Genomic DNA, 15,957 nt, shown 5'->3' on the forward strand with positions numbered 1-15,957 from the left:
TCACACCACCTCGTATCTTTCCGTCTTACTTACCACAAAGACCAATAATGCGGAATAGATACCAACTGCAATTGCTATGTATGCTAGGACGATGTCTGGTGCCATGAGGATGTAAAAAGCAATGGCGTAAGCAATGGCTTGGACTGCAGAATAACCTACTGCCTTTAACAAATCTTTCTCGAGTATTGCCAAGTATGAGAAGATTAACCCGATGATTACTGTGACGAGGAGCATTAGTAAGTGGGTTTCAATCATTTTTCCCTCACCTCTGCGAGATGGTCAACCTTCGGCTGCCATTTAACAATTCTAGCTTTGTGAGCAGCATAAGCCAAAGCATGAGCACCAGCCGGAGCTGCCAAAAGCACAATTATTCCAGTGACGAAACTAGCTCCTGCAATCGCATACTTATGCGGCAAAAAGTCTGCCCCAAGTGCAAGAAAACCAACACCAAATAATGGTACTACAGCGCCGCCAATAGTGCCAACTGTCGCAGCATGTAATCTAACGTAAAAGTTCGGGAATTTAAGCAGTCCTAATGCCCCAAAGAGATCACAAATCCCACCAATGACTATCATCAGCGCACCTAAGTAGAACAAAATCTCGCTCACACTCCCACCTCCTTACTGACCAAATGTTTAGCGATGTAGATATCCAGCAAATAGGCCCACAATGCCAAAATTATCGCTCCGCTTATGAGAAAGACACTCTTGAAATAAACAGCCAGAATCGCCATAAACGCAGCAATGTCAAATGACAAACAATCAACGGCAAGAATAATATCCACTATTGTGGGACCCTTAAATGCCCTAATCCCGTAAATTATGAACGCCAACAGGTAAAGTGGGATGACAAATTTCATGAGCGTCATGAACGCACTTTCGAGCATTTTTCTCACCTCTCTCGTTGAAAATATGAAAAAATGAAAGAGCCATCAGGCAGCAGTCTCAACGTTCTTGTAAAGGACAAATGCTCCAACGATGTAGTAAAGTGTTAGCACTAATGGGACAATGTACATTGCACCCTTGCCAAGTGCCTTGTCGAGGGCAATTCCAATGCCTGCTGGGATGAGTGCTGCAACTATCCAGAACACAATGAAGACTACGAAGAAGTCCACGATTTCCTTGATTATTTCATTAGTGCTGAGTTCTGGATGTGAAAGGTACCAGTAGTAGAATGCCACAAAGAGGAATCCACCGACAGCGTTTCCAAATGTGACTGGAACCACGTTGTGGAAGAATTGGCTCCATGTTATGGCGTAGTTGCTTGCTATGATTCCCGTTGGGATAACCCACATGTTTGCAATAGCGTGCTCAAAGCCTATTGCAACGAAAGCGAAGATTGGGAACCATATTGCTAGGATTTTACCTGCACCGTCCTGAACTCTTGCTGACTGCCATATTGCAACGTTGACAAGCCAGTTACATCCGATACCAAGGAAGAACAATGCAAGTATGTCCTTTGACACTTTACCTGTCGCTATTGCAACAGCAGTGTTTCCGAAGATGTTAGGGTCACCGACATGACCAAAGAGTCCTGTCAATGGAACTGCCAGGAGTGCAAGGAATATTGAGCCTATGAAGTTCCCACCGTAGCTTCCGAACCAGTTGTAGAGGACACATTTGAAGTCAGCATATCTCTTTGCCTTTGCTGCACTGAGGAACTGGACGTTTCCAGTCCAGAGGTCAGCACCAGCAAGGATAACTGCAATCAAACCGACTGGGAACACTGCACCTAAGAGGACTTTGAACAGTGCTTTATTGAATGTGTCACCAGCAGCGAAGGGGGGATATTTTGCTACACAGCCGGCTACTATTGCTAAAATGAAACCGAAGGCAATGAATGCACCTGCCATGAATCCTGCAGACAGTAACCTTCCTGGGGTTGTCTTGTACTTTGGTGTTGCCTTCTTTGCAACTGCTTCAAAAGTTGCATCAACTCCATACAATATCTTTTCCTTTGACATCCCAACTCACCTCCTTATTCTAAGCACTTCATTACTTTCCAAAGTCTGCAAAGCTTTGAGCAAGAGCTGTCTATCCCCCTCATCTATATCATCGAGGGGAATCAGGGGAGCATTGGTGAGCGTGATTTCTAATCCACCTAAAGCTTCCTCAATTTTCATGGCAGTATCTTCGCTAATTTCACCAATAACTTCCTCAACTAGGAAATCTCCTTCTACATGGGAAAGGGCACCTGCTATGTAAGTCTCAAATCCAATATACGAACTCTTTACCAGCTGATATGGCATCTTTAACCCTCCAGTACTCACTCTCAAGTAACTTCATGCAGAATACTATTCTCATATCCTTCTGCTTTGAGTTATACTCTTCAACAAGCTTTCTGAGTTCTTCTTTGGGATTCTCACTTTTCTCAGCTTTTTCAACAAGCTTCATGAAATCTTCAAGAATTGCATCCCTGTCTAGATATCCTACAACATGTCTAAGCTTTTCTCTAAGCGTTAACCTTATGCGCTCTTCAATCGGCATTTCTGGTAATCTGAACGGAGAGGTTTCTTCTGTATAATGCTGATAGCTAAGCTTCTTCTCAACAAGTCCAACGAGCTGGGCAATTCCATAGATTATCTCCTCTGGTCTCGGTGGACAGCCGGGTATATATATCACCGGACCCACTTTTACCCCTTCATCCCTGAGATCCTTGAGTAGCTCATTTATACCTCCAAACCTGGGATATTCATTGCCCTCTCTGCCACTCTCAGGTCTTCTATAGACTGGATAACCGTTGTAGAATATTCCTCCACTGCATGTACAAGTTCCAATTGCCACTATTATTCTTGGCTCAGGTGGCATAGCCTTTATTGCCATTTTTGCACCATAGTATGCTTGTCTTGTTAGAGGACCTGAGACGAGCATTGCATGAGCATGCCTTGGACTACCAACAAGTTTTATTCCAAAGCGCTCGACATCATAGAATGGTGTAAGCACATCGATTATCTCAATGTCACATCCATTACATGAACCTGTGTTAAGGTGGAATACCCAAATAGACCTAAGCTTGGGTTTTGCGCTCATAGAACCACCTCCTTACTTGCTCTAATTGTAGAATCTACTGTCCCCTTCCGTTTACAATCTCTGCAAAGATAGACCTTGTCCTCAAGGGCTTCCTCTTCTATAACTTCTTCTGGCAATATCTGCAGAGCTTTCTGAACTTGTCTCTCGGTAAAGTCCACGTATCTTCCGCAACCTTTGCACTTAACGAGCCTAAGCTCAACTATTTCGACATGATCCCTTCTGTCTGGTGATGCAGCTTCAAAGAAGTTTGTGAGTTTTATTGCTCCTGTTGGACAGACCTCCTCACATCTTGCACACCTTATGCATCTACCAATATCAAGAACTATCCTTCTTGTTCCCTTATCGTAGTCATCAATCCTAAGGATAGCATCAGGAGGACAGGCATTAACACAAGCACCACAGCCAATGCAGAGAGTAGGGTCTATCTGAGGTATTCCTCTGTATTCCGGAGGAGCTTCAAGCTTGACAAATGGATATTTGAGTGTTACGGGCATTTCACACCCTCCTTGAGGCTTTTATTGCTAGCTTGTTGAATTCCTCCTCACTCAAAACCCTAACTTTTCCGCTCTCAACATCAACTATCTGGACTCTTTCTGTACAGGAGTAGCATGGATCAATGCTGGCAACTATAAGGGGAGCATCCGCTATCGTGTAACCCCTCATCATGTCTGGAACCGCAGGTAAGTTGTTGTATGTTGCAGCTCTGACTCTGTATCTGTAGATCTTGTTATTTGGACCAGTCATCACATAATGAACATTCTCTCCTCTCGGTGCTTCGGTCATGCCTAAAGCTTCTTGGTATGGTGGAATTTCTTTATATTCTGCAAGTATGTCTCCTCCAGGAAGCTGATCTAAGGCTTGTTCAATTATCCAGATGCTTTCCCAAACTTCATCGATTCTAACCATAGCTCTTGACATCACGTCGCCATCCTTGTAAACTGGAACCTTAAAGTCCAAGTCCCCATAAGCGGCATATGGATGATCCCTTCTAACATCAAAGTCTCTTCCAGAAGCTCTTCCCAATGGACCGTCCACATCCCATTCTTTTGCAACTTTGTAGGGAAGAACCCCAACGCTTTCACATCTCTTTACGAACGTTTTTGTAAATGTGATATTGTCAACAAATTCCTTAAAGCCACTCTTAAGATCCCTCAACACTTTTTCAATCAGAGATTTTCTGTATTCTAAGAAATCCCTCCTAACCCCACCCACAAGGAGCATACCATAGGTTTTTCTGTTACCTGTCAAGCGCTCAGCAAGCCACATTACGTGCTCTCTAAGTTCCCAAGCTTTCATGAATCCAACATCTAATCCAGTTAAGTGGCAGACAATTCCCAAATGGAGTAAGTGACTGTGAAGCCTCTCAATTTCAAGGACAATGGTTCTTATGTATTTAGCCCTCTCAGGAACCTCAATTCCAGCTGCATTTTCAACAGCCTGACAATATGCTGTTGAATGAGTACATCCACATATTCCACAAATTCTTTCGGCTATGAAACATACTTGATCATAAGTTAGCCTTCCCTCAACGATTTTCTCAATTCCTCTGTGTGCATAAAAGCCGCGATAATCAACATCAACGATCTCTTCACCCTTCACATAGAGTCTAAAGTGAGCTGCCTCTTCAAGTGCAACGTGATATGGTCCATAAGGCACTATAACTTCGTTATCTTTGGGCTTCTTATATGGATAGAACTTCTTTCCTGGTGGACTATCTGAGTAATGGAAATCCTTTCTGAGTGGATAAACACATGATGGCCAGTCATCAGGAAGTACAAGCCTTCTTGGATCAGGATGTCCTTCTGGAACCAAACCAAGCATGTCATATGCTTCCCTCTCATACCAATTTGCACCCTTGTGTTTTGGTGTTATTGAGATGAACTTAGGATCCTCCTCCGGGATATATGCTCTAACTCCAAGGTAAAAGTCACCGGCTGCTCCATTTATGCTAAGCCAGTAAGTTATGCTGAATTTTCCTCTCAAAGGCCTTTCATCAGTTGCAACCATTGTTGACAGTTGAGTTTCTTTCCATTTCTCATTGTTGAGGAAGTAGAGGACAATTTCAGGTACATCGTTTCTGTCAACTGTAATAATCCACTGGTTATATGCAACTTGTTTAACTTCCTTTATCTTATCTCCAAACTTCTGAAGAATTTCATCCAAATATTCTTTCGTGACTTTAGCTTTCTCGCTACCCCAACTAACTCTCTTTTTCTCGACAGCTTCCTTGAATTCAATAATTTCAGGCATGAACACCACCTCACAATCCTAACGAAGCAATTGCTAACGCAATCAAACCTGCAACAAATATGATTGTATTCTGTTTTATTATCGGAGTTATCTTCATACGAGCTGTGGTCGCCTCAATAACCGCCGATGTTGCGTAAAATACGACCAGCATAACCAGCTGAGTTATTAATGTAGCAACTGCACCATAAAGAGATGTTATGTCAACGATATTCTTCATTATGGGCAGTACAATGAAGCTCACAAATAGCCAGATTAAGACCACACGTTTTATCAACATGGCCCATTTGAAGATTCCTAATAATCTTCCGCTGTATTCTACAAATGGACCCTCCAAGATCTCTGTCTCAGCTTCAGCAACATCAAATGGTATGAAAGCACATTCGACATAAATGGAGTATGCTAGGAATATGAACGCAAGTATGACAGAGGGAGTGATTGTTAGATTCATTGGAATTCCGCTTATGCTTAATGTATGAGTTTTCAATGCAAATATTCCAAGAGCAACACCAAGTATTGGCTCTACGCTGAGGATTATCATCATCTCTCTATTTGCTCCAGCATTTGCATAAGTGTTGTTAACAAGGAATCCTGCCATCATCATTGAAATCGAGAATATTGCCAGCACATAGAGGAAGACAAAGATATCTCCCGTGAATGCAACTGGTATGAAGTTTCCAAATGGTAATACTAATCCAGCTGAAAGTGCTGCTGCAAATGCCGCATATGGAGCAACAATGAAGCCTAATCTATCCGTTGGGAGTATTGGCTCCATTGAGAGCAAGGTTGAGATGTCATAGTAAGTCTGAAGCAGTGGAGGACCTTGTCTTGATTGAAGTATTGCCTTGATTTTCCTAGCTATTCCATCTAAGAGTGGAGGAAGGAGGAGTATTATTATGAGTGAAGCACCAGCGAATGCAATTTTCTCAAACATCATTTTTCTCACCTCACAGCACCATTAATGCAAGTATCACGGCCAAAATCACTAGTGCAAGAGTCAGCGCTCCATTAACTCTGGCAAATCCTTCATCAAGCAAGATACCGCTTACCCTAGATATTTTGACGAGAGGTGCAACAAAGTATTCGTCAAAGTAAATCTCAGAGGTGTTCTTAACGTAGGAGTGTCCAAGCAAAGTAACTGCTCTAGATACAGCATTGGCACAACTATGGAGAGCTTCTGAAAATCCAACATACAACCTTGCAACTGCCTTGTTGACTCTGCCTCCAAATTCACTAAGCACGTGACCTGCATGATACAAGAAGTGTATGTACTCCTCAAATGGCTCATAGTAGTTAACAGCTTTGTATTTGTATTGGCTCATTGCAACAGGCTCACCAAGTGTCCATGGTTCATCCATTTTTCTTGAGATCGGGAACAGTAGGTACATTCCGATGAATATCACAGAGAACAGTGCCATGAATAGCAGGGGCTTAAAGTAACTCTCTGCACCAATAGGCATTGAAGGAGCTTTTATCATCACAAGCCAGTACTTGGTTGTTATCCAGTTTGCCAACTCAACACCTGTTAAATCACTACCTGGTGAAAGGAGAAGCGGCAGGATTAATGCCGGAACTAAACCTAGGACTAAACAGAGTGATGCCAGGAAACCTTTTGCTATGAGCATTTGTGAAGATACTTCTTTGACGTCTTTTGTCAGTTCAGTTGGTTCTCCTCCAAATGCTGTCGTGTAAAACTTGATAAATGACGCTAAAGTTGCTGCGCTGATAAATAACGCCATTACGCCGAAGAATACAATGAGTCCATTATTTGAAAGGAATGTTGACTGATAAATCATCCACTTGCTCATGAATCCGTTGAATGGTGGAGTTCCTGCTATTGACATTGCAGCTATAAATGTGAATATCGCTGTGAATGGCATCAGCTTAGCTAAGCCTCCCAAGGTGTTTAAATCTCTGCTGTGAGTTCTGTAGAGGATTGACCCGGCTGAGAGGAAGAGCAGACCTTTAAAGAGAGCATGGTTCACAAGGTGGTAAAGACCAGCCGCTAAGGCTATTGCACCGAAAGCAGCGTAAGCACCACCTTTGGCTATGAAGATTATTCCAACTCCGACTCCAAGCCAGATGTATCCCATCTGTCCAACACTGTGATAAGCAAGCAAACGCTTAGCATCAGTCTGTTTTAATGCATAGAGAGTTCCAATAGTTAATGTTATTGCCCCAAGAGCTGCAACAATGTAACCAAATGTTACGTTTGGTTTTAATATGAAACAAGTTGTCCTTATCAATCCATAAACTGCAACCTTAATCATGACACCACTCATCAAAGCAGATACGTTGCTTGGCGCAGCTGGATGCGCATCAGGCAACCAGAAGTGTATTGGTACAACACCAGCTTTGCTTCCAAAGCCAATTAGGAATAGGACATAGAATATTGGGCTGAGCTTGAGTGAAGCTAAATTTGCGAAGTTTAGTCCATCAACTGAGCCAACTTTAGCGTAGAGCAAAGCGACCGCTATAACCAACGGCAGTGTACTCGTTATGTGCATCGTTACAAAGTACTTCCACCCAGCTTTTCTGACGTATTCCTCCTCGCTTTCCCAGATCATTAAGACATAGGATGCAAAGGTCATGACTTCCCAGAGGAAGAGGAACCAGAACAAGCTTGATACAGTAACTATGAGTATCATTGAGAGCACGAAGGTGCTGTATAGTATTATGTAGAGCCATCCCTTGCCAAGCTTCTCATAGAACTCCATGTACTTTGGTGAATAAACTGATGTTGCCAATCCCAAGGCTCCTAAGACAAAGCAGAGTATGAGTGATAACCCATCGATGTGGAAGGGTATCTTAGCCACGCCAATGTTGTAAACAATGTCTACTGCTTTTCCTTGAAGTGCAAGGGGTATAGCATTTATAGTGAAAGCTAACAGTGAGAGGGAAGCTAAGGCTGTGAATGCATGGCCCAAGCTGATTGAAAGTTTATAATTTCTCTTGAATATCAGAGCGACCAGCATTGATGCAAAGTACAGGATTACAGCTAAGGTGAACAGCTCCTTCATTTTCACCACCTCGCCCATATGAAGTCACACATGAATTGGCTTATCAATGAGAGCACAAGCAACACCACAATGCTGAAAGCCAAGCTTGCTGGTAATTTGCGCTTAACTTCTGGCTCTCCTTCGCTTATCACGTAAGCGTGGAATATCTTGAGGAAGATTATGAACGCTATGACCCATTCCACAGCAACGAATATGGCCAAGCCTTGACTGACCTCAAGCAGAGTTTTAATGATGTTGAGCTTGTTGAAGAACAAGTTGAACGGTGGCACACCTTCTAAGGCGAAGATTGATGCGGCAAAGAGTCCAGCGGTAAAGGCATCGCTGTTCATGAAGCCCTTCATCTTGCTCAAACTCTTGGTTCCAAAGACATAAAGCAAAGCTCCGGCTGATATGAAAGCTGCTGCTTTAGCCAACCCATGGGCTACCACATAATAGCTAATGTCCTTCTCAACTCCCGTAATTCCCAACAATCCCGCAAAGATTAGCAGAAACATCCATCCCATGTTGTCTATTGTCGACCAAGCAAACAGTCTCTTAACGTCGTCTTGAAGTGGATAGCTGAGTATAGCTGAGACCATACTAAGCATTGCCATTAAACCAATTGCATAAATTACCCAGCTTGAAACTCTCCAGTCAACCAAATCGAGAATTCTGATTGTTCCGTAAACACCAAGCTCAACCATTGCACCACTCAATATAGCAGAGACTGGACTTGGAGCCGCAGGGTGGGCATCAGGCAACCAGAAGTGCATTGGGAACAAACCACACTTTGTAGCAAATCCAAAGAACATCAAGAAGACTATAATGTCCTTATACTGTGTAAATTGAGTGAAGTTGAAAGTCCCGGTTACCGCATAGTATAGGACTATTGCAAAGATTAATGGTGTAGTATCAAAGAGGTGCATAGTTACAAAATACTTCCATCCAGCCTTCTTAGCACTCTCTTCAGGATAGTCATAGATAATCAAGAAGTAGGAAGCCAGAGTCATGACTTCCCAAAGGAACAGGAAGCTAAACCAATCTCTAACCATTGGTATTAACAACATTGAGATTATAAAGACAAGTAAGGTTGGATAGTAGGGAATTTTAGGCTTAAACTCATAGATGTCCATATACTTGAGTGAGGCTACTATCGCTGCTAGCCCAAGTATCCCTACGTTAAGAGCAAAGAGTAGTGAAACTTTATCGAGAGTGAGTGTGAAGTCAAAGGCGAACATTTCCTCTCACCACCCTATCTTAGTTATGAATGGGTATGATATGAGCGGAGCTATTATTCCAAGTATAAGCAGGAGAATCATTGAAAGCTTCATCAAGTCAGAGATATCGTATTTTTCGTTACATTCACAAACACTAAATGCCATGCCATGTATTCTCTTCAGTGCAACCATCAGGAAGACTCCAGCATCTATTAAAACCATGACAAGCAAAGCTAATGCTAGTGGGTTTCCTAATGCCCCCTTGATGTTCGTTAGTATTGCAAGCTTGCTGAAGAAGACTGCAAATGGTGGAACTCCAGCTAACCCTATCAATGCAAAAGTCCAGCTGTAAGCTGAAATTGGCAGTGATTTAATCAGACCCTTGATTTTATCCATTTCGAGAGTTCCAATAGCATAACTGAAAGTTCCCGCTGTGAGGAATGCCAAACCTTTGATGTACGCGTGATTGAAGAGCTGGAACATTGATGCTTGTAAGCCAGTCTTTAAGCCTAAAACGGCAAACGCTAAACCAACATACATTAAGCCAGATTCAGCGATTGTTGAATATGCTAAAAGTCTCTTTGCATCCTTCTGTAGAGGATACATGAATATACAAATTACCAACGTTGCCAGGAGCAATGACGCCATTACGTAAAATGCCTGAATCGGAAGTGGCTGCATAAATTGAATTGCCCTTGCTAAGAGATAGACACCCATCTCAACCATTGCTGCACCATGGAGGAAAGCAGACGCTGGAGTTGGGGCTACCATAGCATCCGGAAGCCAGGAGTAAAGCGGGAACTGAGCGCTCTTGGTGAAAGCAGCGATCATTATTGCAATGAAGACAATAAGTTTCATGTCCCCTGATAAGTTTGATAGTGCAAATAAGCTCAAGTCATGTAGCTTTGTTATGCCAATAGCAACTGCTGTATAAAGACCAACCATTGCACCAAAGTTAGTCACAATTAGAGCCTTGTAAGCTGAGCGCTCTGCTTTTTTGCCCCCATAATAGCTGACAACACCCCAACATGCAAGGCTCATAATTTCAAAGAATATTAGGAGTTGGAGTATTGATGAGGAGTATATGAAGGCCAAAGTTGCACCAATGAAGAGAACCATCCAGGCATAGAACCTTCCCTTATCAGAGTAGACAGGGTGCTCCTTATTTCTTGGACTCATGTAATCCTTAGCATATAACATGAAAAGCAAGCCAGCTGTTATAACAACAAATCCAACAGAAACGCTCATTGGGTCAATTATCAGACCATAAACCTCTCCAAAGGATTTTGTTTTAAAGAGAACCTTATGAATAGTTGGCATACCTGCTGTGTAATAACTCACAACACCTGCCAAATTTAAAATCGCTGCAATTATCACAGAGATGAGCATGACGTAATCAGCTCTTCTACCATCTAACCTAAACAATATCACGCCCGCAATTAAAGGAATTAAAAAAGAAAGGATAAAAAATTCTTTCATTTTAACCACCTCAAACCCCGAGGAGTGAGATCTTCTCAGCTTTTTTCGCAACTTCAATAGCTCTTTCTGTGAATTTCTCCCTTCTCTTCCTCTGTATCTCGTCAAAGTCACCAAAGATTAATGCATCAGTTGGACATGTTGCAGCACAAGCAGGCTCTTTTCCTTCAGCTCTCCTCTGAGCACATAGGTCACACTTACCCATTACTTTGTTAATTAAGTCAAGCTCTGGAATTCCAAAAGGACAGACTATCCCACACATGAGACAACCGATACATCTCTGAGGAGCCAAGATGACAGCGCCGTCTTTATCCCTGTAAAGAGCGTTAGTTGGACAGACTTCCACACATGGAGCAGTTTCACAGTGCCTACAGTTTAAGGCCATTGCGGCCATTTCTTGCCACTCAAAGACGTTAATGAAAGATTTACCATTGTGCTCTCTTTCACATGCTACTTCACAGGCTCTACACTCAATACATTTGGAAAAATCAATAAAGATAGTCTTGCGGGCCATTTAAATCACCCCTTAACAACCTCAATTCTTGGTACAATTGATGGTAATTTCTCCATGAGCTTCTTTGCCTCCTCTTCACTGATCTTTGCAACTCTACATGCACATGCTTTTGTCTCGGGTATCTTTGCTACTGGGTCGAGAGCATCGTTTGTGAGAACGTTAGCAGCCCAGTGCCATGGAACACCGACAACACCTTTCTTGATGGTTCTTGTGACCTTGACTTTGATTGGATAAACTCCTCTTCTTGTTTCAATCTTAATCCAGTCCCCTGTCTTTATGCCAAGCTTAGCGGCATCATCTGGGTGAATTTCAGCTAATGGCTCTGGCCATCTCTTATTCAATGCATCACTTCTTGCAGTCATTGTTAATGTGTGGTACATTCCAACGTATCTGTAGGTTGTGAGAAGGAATGGGTATTCTTCATCTGGTAATTCAACCGGACCCTTGTACTCTGGAACAGCTGCAAGGTGAGCTTTTCCATCCGGAGTCAAGAATCTCTCCTTGTAGAGGACTCTTGTTCCTGGGTGGTCTGGGCTTGGGCATGGCCAGTGAATTCCAGCCAAGTTAGCCTTGAGTCTCTCTGGGGTTATGCCCCTATATTGTGGGGTACATGCGTTGATTTCTCTAAGAACATCAGCTGCATCGTTGTAAATGAATCCCTTTGATCCATCCTTATCGAAGCCAACAGCTTTACCGATTTCACTGATAATCCACCAGTCAGGTCTTGCTTCTCCAGGTGGCTTAGCTGCTTGGAAGCTCCACTGCACTCTTCTCTCTGTGTTTGTAAGAGAACCCTCGTTCTCAAGCATTGCAGCTGCTGGCAGAACAATGTCAGCAAACTCCATTGTTGGTGTTGGAACTATGTCCTGAACAACCATAAATTCAAGCTTCTCTAAGACGTGCATTACGTGATTTGCATTTGCCTCACTGATAACTGGGTTCTCACCCATAACGTAATATGCTTTGACCTTTCCTTCATCCACTGCATAAGCTGCCTCAACTGTTGTAAGTCCAACTTCCCCGCTCAGTTCAACACCCCAGAATTCCTCAAAGAACTTTCTCTTCTCTTCGCTTGTAACTGCCTGGTAGCCTGGGAACACATTTGGCAGAGCTGCCATATCACATGCTCCCTGAACGTTGTTCTGTCCTCTCATTGGAGAACAACCAGCACCTTCTTTGCCCTGATATCCACAGATAGCTGCAAGTGTTCCGAGAAGCTTGACGTTTTCAGTTCCATGAGTGTGCTGAGTGAGACCCATTGCCCAGGTTATAACACCCTTTCCTGCTGTTGCAAATGTTCTTGCTGCCTCAACTATAAGCTCAGCTGGAACACCAGTTACCTTCTCGACAAACTCTGGTGTGAATTTCTCAACTGCCTTGACTACCTCATCGAAACCAACACACCTCTCCCTTACGAACTTTGGATCATAGAGCTTCTCTTTGATTATGACGTGAATGAGACCGTTTATCAGTGCAACATCACTTCCTGGATAGTGTTGAAGGAATATGTCAGCATGCCATGCTGTTCTTGTAAATCTCGGATCTGCAACAATAACCTTTGCTCCTCTCTCCTTAGCCTTGAGGACATATCTAAATCCAACTGGATGGGTTTCCGCATAGTTGTGGCCAATGATAAAGATGACATTCGCTTCTTCTATGTCCTTGTATGTGTTGGTCATTGCACCTGCTCCAAACACTTGCTTCAATCCAGTAACTGTTGGAGCATGACAGAGACGAGCACAGTGATCAACGTTGTTTGTGCCAAGCATTCTTGCAAGCTTTTGGATGAGGTAGTTTGGCTCGTTAAATGTTCTTGCAGAACCGAAGAACATCAATTGATTTGGATCATCCTTTGCATATGCCTTCAATCTCTCAGCAACTTCTTTAATCGCTTCACTCCAGCTAATTTCGACGAATTTTCCTTGCTCTTTAGCCTTTAATGGCTTCTTAAGCCTGTCCTTTGCTAAGAGGTATTCAACCGCTGCGTTTCCTTTTGGACAGAGCTTACCATTTTCATTTGATATTCCAGGTATGTCAGTTGCATACTCGATACCCACTGGATACCCATCTACGGTTTTGATATAGAACCTACATCCAACACCACAGTACGGACACACTACAGGCACTAATTTCTCCGCCAAGCGGAACACCTCCCAATGGTAGTGTACATATATGTTCTTTAATGCACTATTACATTTTGGTGCTCATGTCTGCTTCAAAAGTCCGTTAAACGATTTCCTTTAAAACCCTTTTCTTATAGCTTAGTTCTTAACAAAAGGTTGTAATCGTTGGGATATAGCAAAATAAAATGCTGAGAATCCTTTTTTTAAATTGTTTTGTATAATTTCTAAAAGAGAGTTTAAACAAACACACTTATAAATAAAATTGTTTAACATATTTGCTAACGTTAAAATAATAGTAAAGTGTTAAGTTCTGTTTTCAAATGATATTCTATGTTCACCGCTATATATATTAAACCTTTTTCCTCGAGCAAATCCAATCAATGTTATGTTGTATTTCCTTGCAAGCTCGACACCTTTGTCAGTTGGTGGGGACTTGGTTATCACAATAGGCATGCCTGCATTGACAACTTTTTTCACCATGCCGTAGGGCATTCTACCACTTGAGGCTAAAATTAACTCACTCAAGTTTAGTCCATTGAGAACTGCATAACCAACTACTTTATCAACGGCATTATGTCTGCCTATATCCTCACTAAACGCAACTATCTTGCCGTCTTTATCAAAAAGGGCTGCCCAGTGAGTTCCCCCAGTTTTTTTCCACGTTTCTGCAAGCTGAGTCATAGAGGAGGATATTCTCAAGATAAGCTCAGGATGGACTCTCATTTCTCCCGTTTTTCCCTCGATGACTTTACTCTCCCTAGCTTTATACGGATCCCCACAGGGGGTGTGCCTTATAGTCAGCTCACTTCCGAAGCGACCGATATCTGTATCTTTAACCTTTACGTAAATTTTCTTTCCCTCAATCCAGCTGTCAACAATCCTCTCGGCTTTCTCATATCCCTCACAAATAACGAAACCAACTCCAAGTTCTCTAAGTTGACTTGGTGAAGCTGGAAGCTCAGCAAGAAACTCTTCAAATTCATTATAAACGAGATAAACCTCAAATCTCTCTTCAATGCAGACATAATCCTCAATAGTTTTCAAACCGTTATCCCACTTGAAGATATTTATCTTTTTTATCATTTAACCACCAGAGTTAGAATATATAAGTAGTTTTTTTCAATTTTTCTGTATATGCTCCACATGAGTGGCACATGGTATGCATGGGTCAAACAGTCTAACAGCAGCTTCAGCAGCTTCAACCGTCAATCCCTTAACAGCATTTTCAATCACTGGGATATTAAACATTGTAGGAGTGACTATTTTTAGCCCACTAATCTTTCCTTCCTCATCAAGTTCTACATAGTGTAATAAAGTCCCTCTCGGAGCTTCATAAGCTCCAATACCTCTACCAGGTCCAAAGATAATGTTTTGCCTTCTAAAGGGTTCCTTTATGTTAATATTATTGAAAAGTTCTTTCATCCTTTCAAAGGCTAGCTCTATTTCTAGTATTCTCGCAGCATAGAGCCCAAATAGAGATATTCCCTTAAAGGGGGTGAGAAGTGTGAGCCTTGCCCTAGGGCCGACTTCAACTGGTTTTCCTTTGTAGAATGCAACCATAACTGTGGCTTCATTCACAAGCTTCCTTGGTTCTTCTCTATATTCCCAATAAGGAACAGTTTGAATTTCTTTAAAAGAAATTTTATACTTATCTCCAAAAAATAAGTCCGACGCTAGAAACTCATTTCTAACCATTTTTGCTCTTAGCTCATCTGCAATTTCTGTGAGATTATCTTCATCCAAGAGAGAATACCTAATATCTTCCCACTCTTTTTTAATTCTTGGGAGTTTTGCTTTTAAATGATTCCAGACACTCCATTTTGGCACCCTCGAAATGCCACCTATCGTTAAATAAGGTGGATGAGTTGCTCCTCCTCCCAATTTAAGTAGATAGTCACTGACTTTATCATACAACCTAATTAGGCAGAGAATTAACTCATTTCTCTTTTCCTTAACAATCATATCTGCACTAACCATAAGGAGGAGAAGAATATGCGTCTGAATCCTGTTCACCAAACCCAGCAACTCTCTTACCAATAAAGCGTTTCTTGGGGGAGAAATGCCAACTGCACTCTCTATAGCCTCAGCAGCAGCATTTGCATGAGCAACGTGACAAACACCACAAATCCTCATAACAGCTTTAATTGTAAAAAGTGAGTCTTTTCCAATGACTAGTTTTTCAAAACCCCTTAACGGAGCAGTTGATATAAAAAAAGCATCTTGAACTATGCCATCCTCCTGTTGGAAAACCAGCTTAGCTTCACCCATTATTCTTGTAATACTTTCAAGGGGTATGTAGTTTGGTGTACTCTTAAATTCATTCATGTCTTAAGATTTTGAAGCTAAAAATAA

16 protein-coding genes are annotated in these 15,957 nt (G+C 42.2%); all 16 read right to left on the reverse strand.

Annotated elements, in window-relative coordinates:
• The 16 genes from TES1_RS07760 to TES1_RS07835 all read right to left on the reverse strand — a co-directional run bounded on the left by TES1_RS07760 (nucleotide 1) and on the right by TES1_RS07835 (nucleotide 15,930).
• Nucleotides 1-255, reverse strand: a complete 255-nt coding sequence (locus TES1_RS07760) for a hydrogenase subunit MbhD domain-containing protein (RefSeq protein ID WP_042681668.1) — start codon at nucleotides 253-255, stop codon at nucleotides 1-3.
• Entirely contained in the window at nucleotides 252-608 is a 357-nt protein-coding gene (gene mnhG, locus TES1_RS07765; protein WP_042681670.1) for a monovalent cation/H(+) antiporter subunit G, read from the reverse strand. Before mnhG ends, TES1_RS07760 begins: the two co-directional genes overlap by 4 nt.
• Nucleotides 605-886 (reverse strand): monovalent cation/H+ antiporter complex subunit F, encoded by a 282-nt coding sequence (locus tag TES1_RS07770; RefSeq protein ID WP_042681672.1) that lies wholly within the window; start codon nucleotides 884-886, stop codon nucleotides 605-607. Before TES1_RS07770 ends, mnhG begins: the two co-directional genes overlap by 4 nt.
• Nucleotides 887-931: 45 nt before the next feature.
• A complete protein-coding gene (locus TES1_RS07775) occupies nucleotides 932-1,963 on the reverse strand; it encodes a formate/nitrite transporter family protein (RefSeq protein WP_042681674.1) in 1,032 nt (343 codons plus the stop codon).
• Between the two features lie 6 nt (nucleotides 1,964-1,969).
• The gene (locus TES1_RS07780) at nucleotides 1,970-2,248 is read right to left on the reverse strand and encodes a hypothetical protein (RefSeq protein WP_042681676.1); all 279 of its coding nucleotides are present in this window, start codon (nucleotides 2,246-2,248) and stop codon (nucleotides 1,970-1,972) included.
• The gene (locus TES1_RS07785; RefSeq protein WP_042681678.1) at nucleotides 2,208-3,029 is read right to left on the reverse strand and encodes an NADH-quinone oxidoreductase subunit B family protein; all 822 of its coding nucleotides are present in this window, start codon (nucleotides 3,027-3,029) and stop codon (nucleotides 2,208-2,210) included. Before TES1_RS07785 ends, TES1_RS07780 begins: the two co-directional genes overlap by 41 nt.
• Nucleotides 3,026-3,523 (reverse strand): 4Fe-4S dicluster domain-containing protein, encoded by a 498-nt coding sequence (locus TES1_RS07790; RefSeq protein WP_042681680.1) that lies wholly within the window; start codon nucleotides 3,521-3,523, stop codon nucleotides 3,026-3,028. Before TES1_RS07790 ends, TES1_RS07785 begins: the two co-directional genes overlap by 4 nt.
• A 1-nt stretch (nucleotide 3,524) precedes the next feature.
• Entirely contained in the window at nucleotides 3,525-5,279 is a 1,755-nt protein-coding gene (locus TES1_RS07795) for a hydrogenase large subunit (RefSeq protein ID WP_042681681.1), read from the reverse strand.
• 10 nt (nucleotides 5,280-5,289) lie between these two features.
• Nucleotides 5,290-6,213: a respiratory chain complex I subunit 1 family protein gene (locus TES1_RS07800; RefSeq protein ID WP_051408200.1), complete on the reverse strand. Its 924-nt coding sequence runs from the start codon at nucleotides 6,211-6,213 to the stop codon at nucleotides 5,290-5,292.
• A gap of 10 nt (nucleotides 6,214-6,223) precedes the next feature.
• The gene (locus tag TES1_RS07805) at nucleotides 6,224-8,296 is read right to left on the reverse strand and encodes a proton-conducting transporter transmembrane domain-containing protein (RefSeq protein WP_042681683.1); all 2,073 of its coding nucleotides are present in this window, start codon (nucleotides 8,294-8,296) and stop codon (nucleotides 6,224-6,226) included.
• 2 nt (nucleotides 8,297-8,298) lie between these two features.
• Entirely contained in the window at nucleotides 8,299-9,513 is a 1,215-nt protein-coding gene (locus TES1_RS07810; protein WP_042681685.1) for a complex I subunit 5 family protein, read from the reverse strand.
• A 6-nt stretch (nucleotides 9,514-9,519) separates the two neighbouring features.
• Entirely contained in the window at nucleotides 9,520-10,971 is a 1,452-nt protein-coding gene (locus TES1_RS07815) for a hydrogenase 4 subunit D (protein ID WP_042681687.1), read from the reverse strand.
• A gap of 10 nt (nucleotides 10,972-10,981) precedes the next feature.
• Nucleotides 10,982-11,482, reverse strand: a complete 501-nt coding sequence (locus tag TES1_RS07820) for a 4Fe-4S dicluster domain-containing protein (protein ID WP_042681689.1) — start codon at nucleotides 11,480-11,482, stop codon at nucleotides 10,982-10,984.
• A gap of 5 nt (nucleotides 11,483-11,487) precedes the next feature.
• Nucleotides 11,488-13,623, reverse strand: a complete 2,136-nt coding sequence (gene fdhF / locus TES1_RS07825) for a formate dehydrogenase subunit alpha (RefSeq protein ID WP_042681691.1) — start codon at nucleotides 13,621-13,623, stop codon at nucleotides 11,488-11,490.
• Nucleotides 13,624-13,908: 285 nt separating this feature from the next.
• On the reverse strand, nucleotides 13,909-14,688 hold the full coding sequence (fdhD, locus tag TES1_RS07830) for a formate dehydrogenase accessory sulfurtransferase FdhD (RefSeq protein ID WP_042681693.1): 780 nt from the start codon (nucleotides 14,686-14,688) through the stop codon (nucleotides 13,909-13,911).
• A gap of 36 nt (nucleotides 14,689-14,724) precedes the next feature.
• Nucleotides 14,725-15,930: a nickel-dependent hydrogenase large subunit gene (locus tag TES1_RS07835; RefSeq protein ID WP_042681695.1), complete on the reverse strand. Its 1,206-nt coding sequence runs from the start codon at nucleotides 15,928-15,930 to the stop codon at nucleotides 14,725-14,727.
• Between the last annotated feature and the right edge of the window lie 27 nt (nucleotides 15,931-15,957).

The organism is Thermococcus paralvinellae, assembly GCF_000517445.1.
GTDB lineage: Archaea > Methanobacteriota_B > Thermococci > Thermococcales > Thermococcaceae > Thermococcus_B > Thermococcus_B paralvinellae.